Annotated in this window: 13 protein-coding genes; 12 read left to right on the forward strand and 1 reads right to left on the reverse strand. The window is 58.4% G+C overall.

Annotation, left to right across the window (positions count from 1 at the left end; translation table 11 throughout):
- The first annotated feature begins 15 nt into the window (after positions 1-15).
- The 4 genes from Q3V30_RS17525 to Q3V30_RS17540 all read left to right on the forward strand — a co-directional run bounded on the left by Q3V30_RS17525 (position 16) and on the right by Q3V30_RS17540 (position 4,784).
- Positions 16-900 carry a dihydrodipicolinate synthase family protein gene (locus Q3V30_RS17525; protein WP_306207906.1) on the forward strand — a complete coding sequence of 295 codons (885 nt, stop codon included), beginning with the start codon at positions 16-18 and terminating at the stop codon, positions 898-900.
- A 50-nt stretch (positions 901-950) separates the two neighbouring features.
- Positions 951-1,901 carry a phosphoglycerate dehydrogenase gene (locus Q3V30_RS17530; RefSeq protein ID WP_306207908.1) on the forward strand — a complete coding sequence of 317 codons (951 nt, stop codon included), beginning with the start codon at positions 951-953 and terminating at the stop codon, positions 1,899-1,901.
- 84 nt (positions 1,902-1,985) lie between these two features.
- Entirely contained in the window at positions 1,986-3,305 is a 1,320-nt protein-coding gene (locus Q3V30_RS17535; protein ID WP_306207909.1) for an MFS transporter, read from the forward strand.
- A 132-nt stretch (positions 3,306-3,437) separates the two neighbouring features.
- A complete protein-coding gene (locus Q3V30_RS17540; RefSeq protein ID WP_306207911.1) occupies positions 3,438-4,784 on the forward strand; it encodes an Nramp family divalent metal transporter in 1,347 nt (448 codons plus the stop codon).
- 74 nt (positions 4,785-4,858) lie between these two features.
- On the opposite strand, the gene yacL is transcribed toward Q3V30_RS17540, so the two are convergent.
- Positions 4,859-5,221, reverse strand: a complete 363-nt coding sequence (gene yacL / locus Q3V30_RS17545; RefSeq protein WP_306207913.1) for a protein YacL — start codon at positions 5,219-5,221, stop codon at positions 4,859-4,861.
- Positions 5,222-5,434: 213 nt separating this feature from the next.
- Between yacL and Q3V30_RS17550 the strand changes: the two genes are divergently transcribed.
- The 8 genes from Q3V30_RS17550 to Q3V30_RS17585 all read left to right on the forward strand — a co-directional run bounded on the left by Q3V30_RS17550 (position 5,435) and on the right by Q3V30_RS17585 (position 14,549).
- Positions 5,435-6,352 carry a LysR family transcriptional regulator gene (locus tag Q3V30_RS17550; RefSeq protein WP_306207915.1) on the forward strand — a complete coding sequence of 306 codons (918 nt, stop codon included), beginning with the start codon at positions 5,435-5,437 and terminating at the stop codon, positions 6,350-6,352.
- A 136-nt stretch (positions 6,353-6,488) separates the two neighbouring features.
- Positions 6,489-7,916, forward strand: coding sequence for a M20 family metallopeptidase (locus Q3V30_RS17555; RefSeq protein ID WP_306207917.1), 1,428 nt, complete (start codon positions 6,489-6,491; stop codon positions 7,914-7,916).
- Positions 7,917-7,941: 25 nt separating this feature from the next.
- Entirely contained in the window at positions 7,942-9,537 is a 1,596-nt protein-coding gene (locus tag Q3V30_RS17560; protein ID WP_306207919.1) for an ABC transporter substrate-binding protein, read from the forward strand.
- 11 nt (positions 9,538-9,548) lie between these two features.
- The gene (locus Q3V30_RS17565; RefSeq protein ID WP_306207920.1) at positions 9,549-10,613 is read left to right on the forward strand and encodes an ABC transporter permease; all 1,065 of its coding nucleotides are present in this window, start codon (positions 9,549-9,551) and stop codon (positions 10,611-10,613) included.
- A complete protein-coding gene (locus Q3V30_RS17570) occupies positions 10,610-11,545 on the forward strand; it encodes an ABC transporter permease (protein WP_306207922.1) in 936 nt (311 codons plus the stop codon). The genes Q3V30_RS17565 and Q3V30_RS17570 overlap by 4 nt, the downstream gene beginning before the upstream one ends.
- Positions 11,538-12,404, forward strand: coding sequence for an ABC transporter ATP-binding protein (locus Q3V30_RS17575; RefSeq protein ID WP_306207924.1), 867 nt, complete (start codon positions 11,538-11,540; stop codon positions 12,402-12,404). Before Q3V30_RS17570 ends, Q3V30_RS17575 begins: the two co-directional genes overlap by 8 nt.
- Positions 12,401-13,159, forward strand: coding sequence for an ABC transporter ATP-binding protein (locus Q3V30_RS17580; protein ID WP_306207926.1), 759 nt, complete (start codon positions 12,401-12,403; stop codon positions 13,157-13,159). Before Q3V30_RS17575 ends, Q3V30_RS17580 begins: the two co-directional genes overlap by 4 nt.
- An 82-nt stretch (positions 13,160-13,241) precedes the next feature.
- Positions 13,242-14,549: an MmgE/PrpD family protein gene (locus Q3V30_RS17585; RefSeq protein WP_306213238.1), complete on the forward strand. Its 1,308-nt coding sequence runs from the start codon at positions 13,242-13,244 to the stop codon at positions 14,547-14,549.
- Positions 14,550-14,579 lie beyond the last annotated feature (30 nt).

Genomic DNA, 14,579 nt, shown 5'->3' on the forward strand with positions numbered 1-14,579 from the left:
GATTACGAGGACACCATGAGCAAAAAAATTACCGGCGTGCTGACCGCTATCGTCACTCCGTTCACTGCGGAAGGCGACTACAACGAACCGGCAATGCGCCAGCAAATTCAGCGTCAGCTGGCGGCCGGCAACGGCATTTTCTGCGGCGGCACCAACGGCGAGTTTTTCGTACTGAATGAGCAGGAAAAGCTGGCCGTTACCAGAACCTGCGTGGAAGAGGTGGCAGGAAAAGCCTTTGTTGTGGCGCATATTGGCGAGATCTCCACCCGTGAAACAATTCGCCTTGGCAGGCAGGTGGCGGCGCTGGGCGTTGACGCTGTGTCAGTCATTACGCCCTATTTTGTCCCGCTTAAGCAGCAAGAGCTGATCGCCCATTACGAAGCGGTGGCAGACGCGCTGGATGTGCCGGTTTTCCTCTACAACATTCCGGCTCGTACCGGCAATACGCTGCAGCCAGAGAGCGTGCGTACCCTGGCAGCACACCCGAACATCATTGGTATTAAAGACAGCGCGGGCAGCTATGAAAGCCTGAGCGGCTTCCTGAAGGCGGCAGAAGGCATGGAGAATTTCGACGTACTCAACGGCCCCGACTCGCTGATCCATCAGGGCTTTGTTGAGGGTTGTTCCGCCTGCATCTCCGGGTTGGCTAACGTGGCCCCCAAAGAGATCAACGCTATCTGGGCGCACTTCAGCGCCGGGGATATTGAGGGGTCACGCAAGGCGCAGGAGAACGTCACCGGCCTGCGTACCGATCTCTACAGCGTCGCCTTCTCCCCTGCCGCGGTGAAAAAAGCCGTGGCGTTAATGGGCCATGATGTGGGTGAAAGCCGCTATGCCGTGCGCTTCAGCGCTGAAGAAGAGCAGCGCATTCGCCAGATCGTGAATCAGTATACCCAATAATTTTGCGCCAGCGCGCGGGCGCTGGCTGCCTGACACCAGGGAACACTCTAATGAAAGTGATCTGTACTTCACCCTCATTCGCTAAATATGACCAGCAGCCGATCAGGGATCTGCAGGCGCAGGGATTTGAACTGATCGCCCTGCCTGCCGATGCTCCGCTTAGCGTACTGGCGCCGCATCTGCCCGATACCGTGGCAATGATAGTGGCGTTTACCGAGGTTAACGAGGCGCTGCTGGCGCTGGCGCCGCAGCTGAAGATCGTCTGCAAGCATGGCGTGGGCGTCGATAATATCGACCTGAAGGCTACGCAGGCCCGGGAAATCTTTGTCACCAACGTGCCGGACGCCAACAAGCATGCGGTCGCTGACTTTGCCTTTGCCCTGATCCTCAACGCCGCCCGCCAGATTACCACCGCGGTGACGGAAACCCGGGCGGGCAACTGGCCGCGTATTTTTGCCACCGATGTTTATGGCAAAACGTTAGGGATCATCGGCCTCGGTAACATTGGCAAGCAGGTCGCGCTGCGCGCCAGCGGCTTCGCTATGCGGGTTATCGCTTTTGATTTTTACCCGGACGAAAAGTTTGCTGCTGAACACAATATTGAGTTCGTCACTCTGGACGAGCTGACCGCACAGAGCGACTTCATCACGCTGCACACGCCGTTAACCGATGAAACCCGTAACCTGTTTGATGCCGCCCGCATCCGGCAGATGAAGAAATCGGCGTTTCTGATTAACGTCTCACGCGGTGGTGTAGTCAGCGAAACCGATCTTTATCAGGCGCTGCTAGACAATGTTATTGCCGGTGCCGCAGCCGATGTGTTCGACCATGAGCCTCTGGCGGAACATCCCCTCTTCTCGCTGCCAAACTTTACGCCGACCTCCCATATCGCGGGCTATACCGACGGGGCGATCAGCGCCATTGGCGAGCGCTGCGTGCAGCAGATTATTGCCTGTATTAAGCAGCAGCAGCGTCCGCCGAACGTGATGAATTCGCTTTAACGATCCCGGAGCGCCGTTCCCGCTCCCGGCAAGAAAGCTGAACAACGATTCAGCCAATAATAACCTCTGTACCGGGCTATAACTATGAAAACTCAAGCAGGTAACACCCGTATCCGCTGGTGGATCGCAGGCCTGATGTGGCTGGCGATCGCCATTAACTATATCGACCGTACCGTGCTCTCCGCCGCTGCGCCTCATCTGATTGATGAACTCAGCCTGGATCCGGAGATGATGGGCTTTATCATGGCCGCGTTTTTCTGGTCCTACTCGCTGCTGCAAATTCCGGCAGGCTGGTTTGCTGACCGCTTCGGCCAGAAGAAAGGTCTCGGCCTGGCCGTAGCCTGGTGGTCCATCGCTACCTCGATGATGGGCCTGGCCACCGGCTTCAAATCGCTGCTGGCGCTGCGTCTGGCGCTGGGCGTTGGCGAAGCGGCGGCCTATCCGAGCAATGCCGGGATCACCGCGCGCTGGTTCCCGGACAAAGAGCGGGCAACCGTCTCCGGCCTGTTTGACAGCGCCTCTAAGTTTGGCGGTGCCGTGGCTATGCCGCTGATCGTCTGGATGATCTACATGTTTGACTGGCGTCTGACCTTCCTGATTATTGGTGCGGTCGGGCTGTTCTGGGTTATTGCCTGGTACTTTATCTACTCTGAGAACCCGGAAGAGCACAAGAGCATCAGCCAGCAGGAGGTGCGGCTGATCCGCGACGGTCAGGTACGCAAGCATGGCGACAAAGGCGTCCGGCCCATGAAGTGGTACAAGCTGCTGCGCTACCGCAATATCTGGGCGATGTGTATTGGCTTCTTTACCATCAACTACACCTCCTACTTCTTTATCACCTGGTTACCAACCTATCTGGTGAAAGAGAAAGGCATGGACTTCATTAAGATGGGGATGATCGCCGCGCTGCCGTTACTGTGTGGCATGGTGATTGAGGTGATTGCTGGCTGGGCATCTGACCGTATCGTGCATAAAAAGATCCTGTCGCTGACGGCTACCCGTAAGCTGTTCCTGACCATTGGTCTGCTGATGGCGCTCTGCATCGGTTTCGCGCCGTTTACCGACTCTGTCTTTATGACCGTGCTGCTGCTCTGTATTGCCAAGTCCGGCACTACCGTTGCCGCCTCTCAGGTCTGGGCACTGCCAGGCGACGTGGCGCCGCAGAACAGCGTCTCTATCGTCGCCGGTCTGCAAAATACCGTTTCCAATATGGGCGGCGCTATTGGCCCTATCGTCACCGGAGCTATCGTTGCCGCCACCGGCTCCTTCACCTGGGCGCTGGTCTTCTCCGCCGCGCTGGTGGTGATCGGCATCCTTAACTATCTGTTCCTGCTGGGCAAAGTCGAACCTATCGTGGACCACGAGCAGGTTCATAAACATCAGGCGGTGACCAGCGGAGTCTGATCGCCCCTGAGCTGAAATATTCCCCACCAGACCCACAGCGCTACTCTGTAGCGCTTTTTTACCTTAAACCCCTACCGTGAACGACAAAAGAGCGCAAAGCCATGCCGTTCACCCTCATCGTGAGGTGTCACCATGAGTACATCGCAACAGGAAGTGAACATCCCGGCGGCAGATCACCAACTGCCCACCACCGTGCGCGGCTACGTGCGCAGCTTTGGGCCAGGATTAGTGCTGGCCATGACCTTTTTAGGCACCGGCGATCTCGTCGCCTCCACCGTGGCGGGCGCCAACTATGGCTACGATCTGCTCTGGACGCTGGTGATAGCCCTGCTGGCCCGCGGGTTTATGATCTCTTATATCGCCAAATACACGCTGATGAACCGCTTCGGTGATAACGATATTGTGCAGGGTTACAAGCGGGTCTGGCGCGGGTTTCCGCTGTTTTTCGGTATCCTGATCGCCATTGTGGCGCTGGTCGTGCAGATGAGTTTTCTGCGCGCAGGCGCGGTGGGTCTCTATCAATTGTTCAATAAGACGGGCGGAGAAACCTGGGGCGTCTTTTTGTGGAGCGTGGTGATTGTGGCCATCACGCTGCTGATGATGATGACCCGCAATCAGTATCGCCATCTGGAAACGCTGGCGCGCATCGCTTCGGTGATCATGATTGGCTCATTCCTGTTTGCGATGTACAAAGTCGGCCATTTTGATTTCAGCGGCTTTATGAACGGGCTGACCTTCGGCCTGCCGGAAAATGCCGGCCCCTTCTTTGCGGTGTTTATCGCCGTCTCCACCATCGGCGCCATCGGGGGCTCCACCAGCAATCTGCTCTACCCCGGTTTTATGCGTGATAAGGGCTGGACCGGCCCGAAATACCGTAAGCTTCAACAGCTCGATCTGCTGTTTGGCATGCTGCCGATGCTGGTGATCAACGTGCTGTTCTGGAGCGTGGCGGCGGAGGTTGTGCATGGCTCCGGCAACACTATCGCCGATGAAAATAACCTGTCGGCCATGATGTCCAGCGTGGTGGGGCCAGCCGGACCCTATCTGCTCTGGACCTGCATCTTCCTTGCCAGCTTTACCAGCTTCCCTTCTCAGGCCCGGGGTTTTTGCTCCCTGATTTTCAGCTGCGTGCATCATTCAGGCAAGCTGAGCGAACGGTACGCCACGCCGGATGATAACCCCTGGTTCAAGCGGGTACAGATTGCGGTCTATATTATTCTGCCGGTGATCGTCACCTTGCCAGGCGCGCCGGATTTAGTGGTGCTTAATATCCTGGGCACCAGCGTGGCTACGTCGCTGGTCCTGCCACCGCTGCTGATTGGGCTGTTTATCATGACCAGCCGTAAATCCTTTATGCTGGCAGGCCAGGCAAACCGTCTCTGGGAGCAGGCGCTGCTGGGGATTATCTCTCTGATTGGTATCTGGTCGACGTTCGAAATTGTGCGCAACTTCTTCCGTCAGGTGCTGCATATTCTCTGAGACCAGGTTTCGGCGCGCTCTGCGCGTAAGCCGTGATAACAGAACAGACAGAGGGCGGCTATCCGCTCCCTGTTTTATCGCCCCTGCAAAAACGCCCGGTAAGCGGCGATCACCGCCAGGAAATCCTCCACGCCGCAAAAGCACAGGCTCTCTTCGTCGTAGTAATTCATTCCCTCCTCCATCTCGTCGCCTTCCACGCTGAGCAGGTTGGCCCGGACGATAACCTCTTCTTCATCCAGCCACAGCGTATATTCATGGCCGATGCGCTGCCACTGCCGTTCGCTGCCTTTCACCTCTTTAACGGCGGCCTCTACCTCATCCAGCAGCGCCAGGTTGCCTTCCACTTCCTCATTAAACCAGTGGCCGACCGCTTCATGTCCCATCGACATGCGTACCTTCACCCCGCCGGTAAGGTCGCGTAAAAATTCATATTCCATGCTGCTCTCCTGTTGCCTGCCTGACTTTTCCTGCACTGACAGAGTGCATTTTCCGCGCGCTGTGCGCTTTTAATGGCGGATATCCCGCATTATCGCAGTCTGACCAACGAAAAACAGCGATTTCAGGGCCGTTTCTCACAGTGGCGCGTTTTTTGCGTGTTTCCTGCGTCAGTTGAAAACCCCTTCCCTTTTCATCCAGAACGAGGCTTGACTATGGAATTGAAATGGTTCGAAGATTTCCTGAGTGTTGCACGCTGCTCTACCTTCACCCGCGCCGCCGACGAGCGGCACATTACCCAGTCCGCGCTCAGCCGTCGTATTCGTCAGCTGGAGGAGTGGCTGGGCGTCCCGCTCTTCTGTCGCAAGACTTACCCGGTAACCTTAACGCCTGAAGGTCAGGCCTTCCTGATCACCGCCAGCGAAACGGTCTTCTCCCTGAGCCATCTGCGCAGCGATCTGCATCAGCGCTATGAAAAACGCACCTCCGTATTGCGCTTTGCCATGCTGAATACCCTGTCGCTGACCTTTTTCCCCGACTGGATAGAGCAGCTGAAGCAACAGAGGCAGCTGGGCTACATCCGGCTTTGCGATCAAAAACCCACTTTTGTAGAGCATATTGCTCTGCTGCATTCGGACGAGACTGACTTCCTGCTGACCTATGCCCACGACTCGGTGGCGTTGATCCAGCAGTTAAAACACTATCCGATGCTACAACTCGGCACGGAGCGGGCCATTGCGGTCTGTCGTCCGGACAGTGCAGGCAAGCCGCTCTATCCCATTGGCGTGAATAACGATCCCATACCGTTCCTCAGCTATGGCCATCACTCCTTCTTCGCCCATGCGCTGGCCCACTCCGAGCCGATCAACTCGCTGCCGCTGGAAGCGATTTATGAAAACGGTATGTCGATCAACCTCAAGGCGATGGCGATGGCTGGCAGCGGCGTGGCCTGGCTGCCGGAGAGCCTGCTCACGGCCGAACTAGCCAGCGGCGCGCTGGTGCGGGCAGGCGGCACCTGCTGGGATATGCCGCTGGATATCCGGCTTTATCGCCAGCCGGTGCTGCGGGCGGGATCTGCAGAAACGTTCTGGCAATGCGCGCGGGAGTGCGAGCAAACGCCCTCTGCCGCCTGATGAGCAAAAACTATGCAGTTCCGGAATGGGTCAGGCAAATTGCTCATTGGTAATTGGCCGCCACTCTCTTGCATGCTGAAACCAGCCGGGCCATTCCGGCTCCCTTCTCACCCAATCACGTTCTCTGGGGACAGCCATGCAAAACAAAGAGTTAGTCTGGAAGTTAGTGGATGAACACCGTACCGAATTCTGCGAACTGAGCGATCGCGTCTGGGGCATGCCTGAGATTTGCTATACCGAATACCGGTCGGTGGCGGAACATACCGCCATGCTGAAACAGCAGGGCTTCCGCGTCACGGAAAACGTGGCCGACATTCCCACGGCAGTGATGGGTGAAGCGGGAGAAGGCGGCCCAGTCATTGCCATTCTGGGTGAATATGATGCGCTGCCGGGGCTGAGCCAGCAATCGGGCGTGGCCTATTACTCGCCATTGCCGGGCAACGGTCAGGGCCACGGCTGTGGTCATAATCTGCTGGGTTCTGCGGCGATGCTGGCAGCAACGGCGCTGAAAGAGTGGCTGGCAGAGAGCGGCCTGCCGGGGCGCGTGCGCTATTATGGCTGCCCGGCGGAAGAAGGCGGCGCGGCGAAATCATTTATGGCGCGGGCAGGCGCCTTTGATGGCGTTGACGTAGCGATCACCTGGCACCCCAGTGGGCATCATGAGGTGGCTAAAGCGCTGTCGCTGGCGAACACCCGGATGGACTTCTTCTTTACCGGCCGATCTTCGCATGCGGCCGCCTCTCCTCATCTGGGCCGCAGCGCGCTGGACGGCGTTGAGCTGATGAACGTGGGCGTCCAGTTCCTGCGTGAGCATGTGCCGCAGGATTCGCGTATTCACTATGCGATGCTGGATTCAGGCGGCATTGCGCCGAACGTCGTGCAGGCTAAAGCGGCGGTACGCTACGCCATCCGCTCCCGTGATGTGCAGGGCATGTTCGATCTGAACGAACGCGTGAAGCGTGTCGCCCAGGGTGCCGCGATGATGACCGATACCCAGGTCGAGATCAGCATAATGAGCGCCGTCTCTAACCTGCTGGGCAACCGTCCGCTGGAAGAGGCGATGCAGCGTAATTTTGAAGCGCTGGGAACCGTGCAATTTGACGAAGCAGATCTGGCGTTTGCCGCCGAGATCCAGGCCACCCTCAGCGCAGAAGAGATCGCCAGCGATTACCGCAAAGCCGGGGTTAAACCCACCGATCCAAAACCGCTCAGCGACTTCATCATTCCTCTGGATACCCATGGCGAAACCATGATCGGCTCTACTGACGTTGGCGACGTAAGCTGGGTGATCCCAACCGTTCAGGCGCATGTGCCTACCATGGCGCTGGGCACGCCGGGCCACTCGTGGCAGTTAACAGCGCAGGGCAAGATGCCTGCTGCGCATAAGGGCCTGACCCACGTGGCCAAAATTATGGCCGCCACGGCCATTGACGTGCTGACCGACAAGGTGCTGCTGGCGCAGGTGAAAAAAGCCCATTTTGAGCAGACCAGCGAAACCCCCTATCACTGTCCTATTCCTGCAGAGGTGAAGCCGCCGGTTCAGCCGCGTCCCGAAACCCTGTAATTCGCCTGTCCTCTGGGAGTTATCAATGCCTAAAATAACGACGCCTGCCGCAGCTCTGATGGCTACGGCTGTTTTCAGCGCGGCCTCTCACGCCGCCACGCCGCCAGATTCGCTGGTGATGGCCTGGAATATTGATGCAATCAGTACCTGGGATCCGGCACAGATTGGTGAAGTAGTGACCAATGAAATTGTGCTGAATACCTGCGATACCCTGGTTGCATTTGACGCTAAAGATGAGAAGAAAGTGGTGCCGGATCTGGCGAAAAGCTGGGACGTTTCTGACGACCGTAAGCAGATCACGTTCCATCTTCAGCCCAACCTGAAATTCCCGGACGGCTCCGCCGCCAGCGCCGGTGATTTTGCCTGGTCGCTGCAACGCGCGGTGAAGCTGGGGTATGGCAACGCCGCCACCCTGAAGGAGTATGGCTTCACCAAAGAGAACGTTGATCGGACTATCCTCGCACCGGACGCCTCCACGCTGGTGATGAAGTTCGACAAAGCCTATCCCACCACTCTGATCCTTCAGGCGATTGCCGCTAATAACGTTGCTACGCTGCTGAACCGCAAGCTACTGGAAAAAGAGGCGGTCGGTGATGACCTTGGACATAAATATCTCTCCACGCATACCGCCTGCGTTGGCCCTTACCAGCTGATGCGCTGGAACGCGGGCGAAGGGGTGGTGTTACAGGCTACCGCTAACTACTGGGGCACCCAGCCTGAGCTGAAGCGCATCCTGATCCGTCACGTAGCCGAAACCGGCACGCAGCGTCTGCTGTTAACTCAGGGGGATGTGGATATCGCCCGCGACCTCTCCGCCGATGACCTTAAAACGCTGGATGAAGGCGGCAAGGTGAAGGTGGAGAAAGTCCTCAAGCCGCAGCTCTTCTTCTGGACCTTCAACAATGAAGATCCCATCTTTAAAAATGAGAAGGTCCGGCTGGCGATGCGCTATTTGATCGATTACGACGGTCTGGCAAAAAGCGTCATGCCTTATCTGGGCGTGCCGCGCGCCAGCTTTGCGCAGCAGGGGGCGTTTGGCGCGCTGGATGCCAAAGAGGGGCAGCCGTTCAAACTCGATTTGGTTAAAGCCAAACAGCTGCTGACCGAAGCGGGCTATCCCGATGGCTTCTCGGCCTCGGTGATTTTCGGCACCCTTCCCCACTCCGCGCCTATTGCGCAGAGCATTCAGCAAAACGCGGCAAAGGTCGGCGTGAAGCTCACGCTGGAACGTATGGCGAATGCGCAGCTCTTCAGCCGTGCGCGCGGGCGTGAGTTCCAGAGTGCGATGATGGCCTGGCAGACCTCCGTACCGGACGCCTACGGCAACGCCTCCCGCCTGGTGTATAACCCGGATAATCGCAAAGAAGCCCGCGCCACGCAGTATCCGAGCTGGCGCGCCGCTTACTACGATGAAGCGATGAACAAAGCGGTCAACGACGCACTGCTGGAGCCGGATGAGAACAAACGTGTTGCCATGTATGCCGACCTGCAGCGTGAGCAGATGCAGAAAGGCCCGATGGCGATCATGTTCCAGATGTACAACTCCGCAGGCATCAGCCCGGCGGTGAAGAACTGGACGTGGAACGGGTTCCGCGTGTGGTACGGCGCTGCGGCTAAATAAAGGGGGCGGTCATGTCGCAAGTCTTCACTGAGGTGTCAGAACCTTCGCCGGTGTTCAGACGGCTGAAACGGCTGCTGAAAGGCGCATTCTCCATCTTTTGCACGCTGCTGGGACTGGCGGCACTGACCTTCTTTATTGGCCGTTTGTTGCCGATCGACCCCGTGGTGGCGGTTATCGGCGACAATGCCAGTCAGGAAGCTTACAACCAGATGTTCCATCAACTGGGGCTGGACCAGCCGCTGTGGAAACAGTTTACCGACTATCTGTGGCAGCTGGCGCAGCTGGATTTTGGCACCGCGCTGACCACCAGCCAGCCGGTGGCGCAGGATATCGCCCGCGTCTTTCCGGCTACGCTGGAGCTGGCGACGGTTGCGGCTATTATCGGCGTGGGGCTGGGGATCCCGGCGGGCGTGCTCTCCGCTATGTACCGCAACTCCTGGTTTGACCATCTGATCCGCTTTATTGGCCTGCTCAGCTACTCCACGCCGCACTTCTGGCTGGGGCTGATGGGGCTGCTGCTGTTCTACGCCTCGCTGGGCTGGACTGGCGGGCCGGGGCGCATCGATTTCATGTATGAATTCGACCTGCAACCGGTGACCGGCTTCTGGCTGATCGACAGCATCCTGAGCGGCAACATGGCGGTCTTCAGAAACGTCTTTGGCCATATCATCCTGCCCGCCTCCATTCTGGGGCTCAGCTCGCTGGCCTATATCAGCCGCATGGTGCGCAGCTTTATGATCGAACAGCTGTCGCAGGAGTACATCATTACCGCCCGCGTCAAAGGCCTCTCCTGGGCGCGCTGCGTGTGGATCCATGCGCTACGGAATATCGCCGTTCCTACGCTGACCGTGGTCGCGCTCTCCTGGGCCTGGCTGCTGGAGGGCGCCGTGCTGACGGAAACGGTGTTCGCCTGGCCGGGATTTGGCCGCTACCTCACCAATGCGCTGCTGGCAGGAGATATGAATGCCGTTGTCGGCTGCACCTTGCTGACCGGGGCGATTTTTGTGGCGCTTAACCTGGTTTGCGACCTGCTTTATCGCCTGTTCGATCCACGTACACGTCAGGAGGATCAATGACCGACTCTGTGAACAAATCGCTGCCGGTGCCTGCCCGTTCAACCTTACGCAGCTGGCTCAGCGCGCCCGTACCCGGCTCCCCTTTTCAGGCACGGATGCAGCAGCTCTGGATCCAGTGGCTGCGCTTTTGCGCCAACCACTCCGCGCTGTTTGGTCTGGTGGTACTGCTGGTGATCCTCTTTGCCGCGCTGTTCGCGCCCTGGCTCACTCATCACGATATCTTTGCGCAGGATCTGACGCATCGCCTGCAGCCGCCCAGCGCCAGCTTCTGGCTGGGCACCGATGAGCTGGGACGCGATATCTACAGCCGCCTGCTCTATGGCGCGCGGATTACGCTCTATATCGCCTGTCTGACCGCCGTCATTATCACGCCGCTTGGTCTGATCGTCGGCACCAGCGCAGGGTACCTGGGCGGCTGGGTGGATACGGTGCTGATGCGCCTGGTTGATATTTTCCTCGCCTTCCCCAGTCTGATCCTTGCGCTGGCGTTTGTGGCCGCCCTGGGGCCGGGGATCGAGAATGCAATTATTGCGATTTCGCTCTCTTCCTGGCCGCCGATTGCGCGTCTGGCGCGGGCCGAAACCCTCTCTATCCGCAAAATGGATTACATTGCCGCCGTACGTTTGCAGGGCGCCAGCTCGCTGCACATCATCCTGCGTCACATCATTCCGATGTGCCTGCCTTCGGTGGTGGTACGCGTTACGCTGAATATGGCCGCCATTATTCTGACCGCGGCGGGACTCGGTTTCCTTGGCCTGGGCGCGCAGGCACCCAGCCCGGAATGGGGAGCGATGCTCGCCTCTGGCCGTGAATTTATGCTGAACAATGGCTGGATAGCCGCCATTCCGGGGCTGGCTATTTTGTTCACCAGCCTGGCCTTTAATCTGCTGGGCGATGGCCTGCGTGACGTAATGGATCTCCGCCATGACTGATACTCTGCTGCAGGTCGAGAACCTGAATATCATTTTCAAAGGGGCGCATCAGGATCACCATGCGGTGCGCAACGTCTCTTTTACCGTGGGCCGCGAGAAGCTGGCGATTGTTGGCGAGTCCGGCTCCGGCAAGTCGCAAACCTGCCGGGCGCTGCTGAAACTGACGCCGAAAATCGGCCGCATCAGCGCCGACGTCATGCGCTTTGGCGACATCGATCTGCTGAACGCCAGCGAACGGCAGATGCGAACCGTACGCGGCAACCGCATTTCGATGATCCTCCAGGATCCAAAATTTTCCCTTAACCCCTTGATGCGCATTGGCGACCAGATCACGGAAGCGTACCGTCTGCACAGCAAAGCTTCTAAAAGCGTAGCGAAAGCGCGGGCGCTGGCGATGCTGGAGTCGGTCCATATTCGCGAGGTGGAGAAAGTTTATCGCCTTTATCCCCATGAAATTTCCGGCGGCATGGGTCAGCGCGTGATGATTGCGATGATGCTGATCCCTGAACCCGATCTGATCATTGCCGATGAGCCTACCTCCGCGCTGGATGTCACCGTGCGTCAGCAGGTGTTGAGCATTCTGGACGAGCTGCTGGCGCGGCGAAACACCGGGCTGCTCTTTATCACTCACGACCTTAATCTGGTCTCGCGCTTTTGCGATCGGGTGCTGGTGATGTATGCCGGACGCATCGTCGAAGAGATAGCCGCAAACCGGCTGCATGAAGCGCAGCATCCTTACACCCAGGCGCTGTTAGCCAGCCAGCCGCGTCTGTATCAGCCCGTTGATACGCTGAGCGTACCCACACGCGATCCGGCGTGGCTGAATGGCCCCGCTTTCCGTCATGGAGTCGCGCTATGATCCCTACTCATCAACGCAGTATCGAAACCGTAGATCTTAGCATCGCGTTTGGTCAGGGCAGCCAGCGTCGTAACGTGGTGGACAGGGTCAGTTTTACCCTGGCTACAGGTGAAGCCTACGGATTAATTGGCGAGTCCGGCTGCGGTAAATCCACCATTCTGCGCGCGCTGGCCGGGTTGAACAGCGATTATAAGGGCGCGATCCTCTTCGATAACAAAGAGCAGCAGCCGCTGCGCGATAAGCCTTTTTACCGGCAGGTACAGATGGTGTTTCAGGATCCCTATGCCTCCCTGCATCCGCGCAAAATGGTCTGTAACACGCTGCTGGAGCCGCTCAGGCTGCACGGGATGGACAGGCAGGAGCAGCGCGTCAGCGAGGTTCTGCACTCGGTTGGGCTGAGCGACGCCTTTCGCTATCGCTACCCACACCAGCTTTCCGGCGGTCAGCGGCAGCGCGTGGCTATCGCTCGTGCGCTGATTATGGAGCCTTCCGTCCTGCTGCTGGATGAGCCGACCTCGGCGCTGGACGTCTCGGTGCAGGCGGAGATCCTGAACCTGCTCTCCAGCATGCGCAAACAGCGGCAGCTTACCTATCTGCTGGTGACGCACGACCTGGCCGTCGTCACCCATCTCTGCCAGCGGGTAGCCATTATGCATCAGGGAAAACTGCTGGAGGAGCTGACGGCGGAGGCGATACGCCACGGCAACGCCCGTGAGGCCTACACGCAGCGCTTCCTTGCCGCCAGCGAAGCCTGAGGAGGCCATTCGCCAGACGGGAAGTGAACCCTCTGCGGATGAGCCTGCTGCAACCGCTGTTGAACGATCCTGAGGATGAATGATGACCGTGATTGAAACCATTGCCGCCTGGTGCGCCCGTGAACCCCGCTTCAGCGCCACCGCTCACCGGCTGGCACGTGAAGCAATCAGCGACACTCTGGCCTGTCTTTGCGCCGGAAGGGGAGATTTTTCCACCCTGGCGGTGAAGCAGGCGTGGAAATATGATGCTCATTCTCCGGCGGCTGTGATGGCGCTGGTCAATGCCACCGCTGCCCATGCCATTGACTATGATGATAATTTTGGTCCGGGTATGAGCCACGCCTCGGCGGTGCTGGTCCCCGCCCTGCTGGCCGTGGCGCTGGAACAGAAGGCCAGCGGCGAGGCGCTGGTAAAAGCTTATCTGACTGGCCTTCAGGCCCAGGCCTTTGTCGGCGACCTGGTCAGCCCTTCTCACTACACTGCTGGCTGGCACGGCACCTCCACCATTGGCTGCATTGGCACCGCGGCAGGCGTCGCCTGGCTGAAAGGGCTGGATGAAGCGGGGATCGCCAGAACGCTCAGCATTGCCGTGAGCCTGGCCAGCGGCGTTAAAGGCCAGTTTGGCACGCCGCTCAAACCCTTTCATGCGGGCATGGCGGCACGCAACGCGGTGGAAGCGGCCCAGCTGGCGGCGACCGGCATGAGCGGAAGGCTCGATATCCTCGAAGGTGAAATGGGCTTCTACCAGCTCTTTGCCGGCTCTGAGTTTTCGTCAGAAAAAGTGCAGGCGTGGGCAGCAACCGATCGACATATTATTGAAACCGTTGGCGTGATGCCGAAGAAGCATCCCTGCTGCGGCTCTACGCATCGGGTGCTGGATGCGATTGCCGATCTGCAGGCACAGCACCGTTTCAGTGCCGCAGAGGTTGAGTCGGTGAGCTGCAAAGTCGGCCTCTCTAACCTGCGCAATCTCGCCTATCCCGCGCCGGAAGATGAGATGCAGGCGCGCTTTTCCATGAACTACTGTGTGGTAAGAATGCTGGAGGCTGGCTCACTGAGCGTGGCTGATTTCACCCCTGAGCAGGTGAGCGTGCAGGCCCGCCATCCACTGATGACGCGGATAACGATGCAGAGCTGGCAGCCAAAAGAGGAAGCGGGAGGGGCGAATCTGCCGCATCTGGTCAAAGTAACGCTGCTGGATGGGCGCGTACTGCACCATCAGCGGTTCAGCGCGAAAGGATCGTTGTCCGAGCCGTTCAGTGACCAGGAACAGTGGGAAAAATTCGCCGACTGCTGTGCGCAGTTATCGGATTCGGAAGCGCTTTATCAGCGTATCGGGAAGCTGGAGAAAGAGGTCGATCTGGCATTTTTGCAAGAGATGCTGGTCTGACAGGCGAAAAAAAGGGAGGTCAGCGACCTC

The organism is Erwinia pyri (assembly GCF_030758455.1).
In the GTDB taxonomy this organism is placed as follows: domain Bacteria; phylum Pseudomonadota; class Gammaproteobacteria; order Enterobacterales; family Enterobacteriaceae; genus Erwinia; species Erwinia pyri.

What these genes read in the sequence shown, in the direction of transcription:
- Q3V30_RS17525 (WP_306207906.1), top strand. Translation starts at nt 16, where the DNA reads ATGAGCAAAAAAATTACCGGCGTGCTGACCGCTATCGTCACTCCGTTC.
- Q3V30_RS17530 (WP_306207908.1), top strand. Translation starts at nt 951, where the DNA reads ATGAAAGTGATCTGTACTTCACCCTCATTCGCTAAATATGACCAGCAG.
- Q3V30_RS17535 (WP_306207909.1), top strand. Translation starts at nt 1,986, where the DNA reads ATGAAAACTCAAGCAGGTAACACCCGTATCCGCTGGTGGATCGCAGGC.
- Q3V30_RS17540 (WP_306207911.1), top strand. Translation starts at nt 3,438, where the DNA reads ATGAGTACATCGCAACAGGAAGTGAACATCCCGGCGGCAGATCACCAA.
- yacL (WP_306207913.1), bottom strand. Translation starts at nt 5,221, where the DNA reads ATGGAATATGAATTTTTACGCGACCTTACCGGCGGGGTGAAGGTACGC.
- Q3V30_RS17550 (WP_306207915.1), top strand. Translation starts at nt 5,435, where the DNA reads ATGGAATTGAAATGGTTCGAAGATTTCCTGAGTGTTGCACGCTGCTCT.
- Q3V30_RS17555 (WP_306207917.1), top strand. Translation starts at nt 6,489, where the DNA reads ATGCAAAACAAAGAGTTAGTCTGGAAGTTAGTGGATGAACACCGTACC.
- Q3V30_RS17560 (WP_306207919.1), top strand. Translation starts at nt 7,942, where the DNA reads ATGCCTAAAATAACGACGCCTGCCGCAGCTCTGATGGCTACGGCTGTT.
- Q3V30_RS17565 (WP_306207920.1), top strand. Translation starts at nt 9,549, where the DNA reads ATGTCGCAAGTCTTCACTGAGGTGTCAGAACCTTCGCCGGTGTTCAGA.
- Q3V30_RS17570 (WP_306207922.1), top strand. Translation starts at nt 10,610, where the DNA reads ATGACCGACTCTGTGAACAAATCGCTGCCGGTGCCTGCCCGTTCAACC.
- Q3V30_RS17575 (WP_306207924.1), top strand. Translation starts at nt 11,538, where the DNA reads ATGACTGATACTCTGCTGCAGGTCGAGAACCTGAATATCATTTTCAAA.
- Q3V30_RS17580 (WP_306207926.1), top strand. Translation starts at nt 12,401, where the DNA reads ATGATCCCTACTCATCAACGCAGTATCGAAACCGTAGATCTTAGCATC.
- Q3V30_RS17585 (WP_306213238.1), top strand. Translation starts at nt 13,242, where the DNA reads ATGACCGTGATTGAAACCATTGCCGCCTGGTGCGCCCGTGAACCCCGC.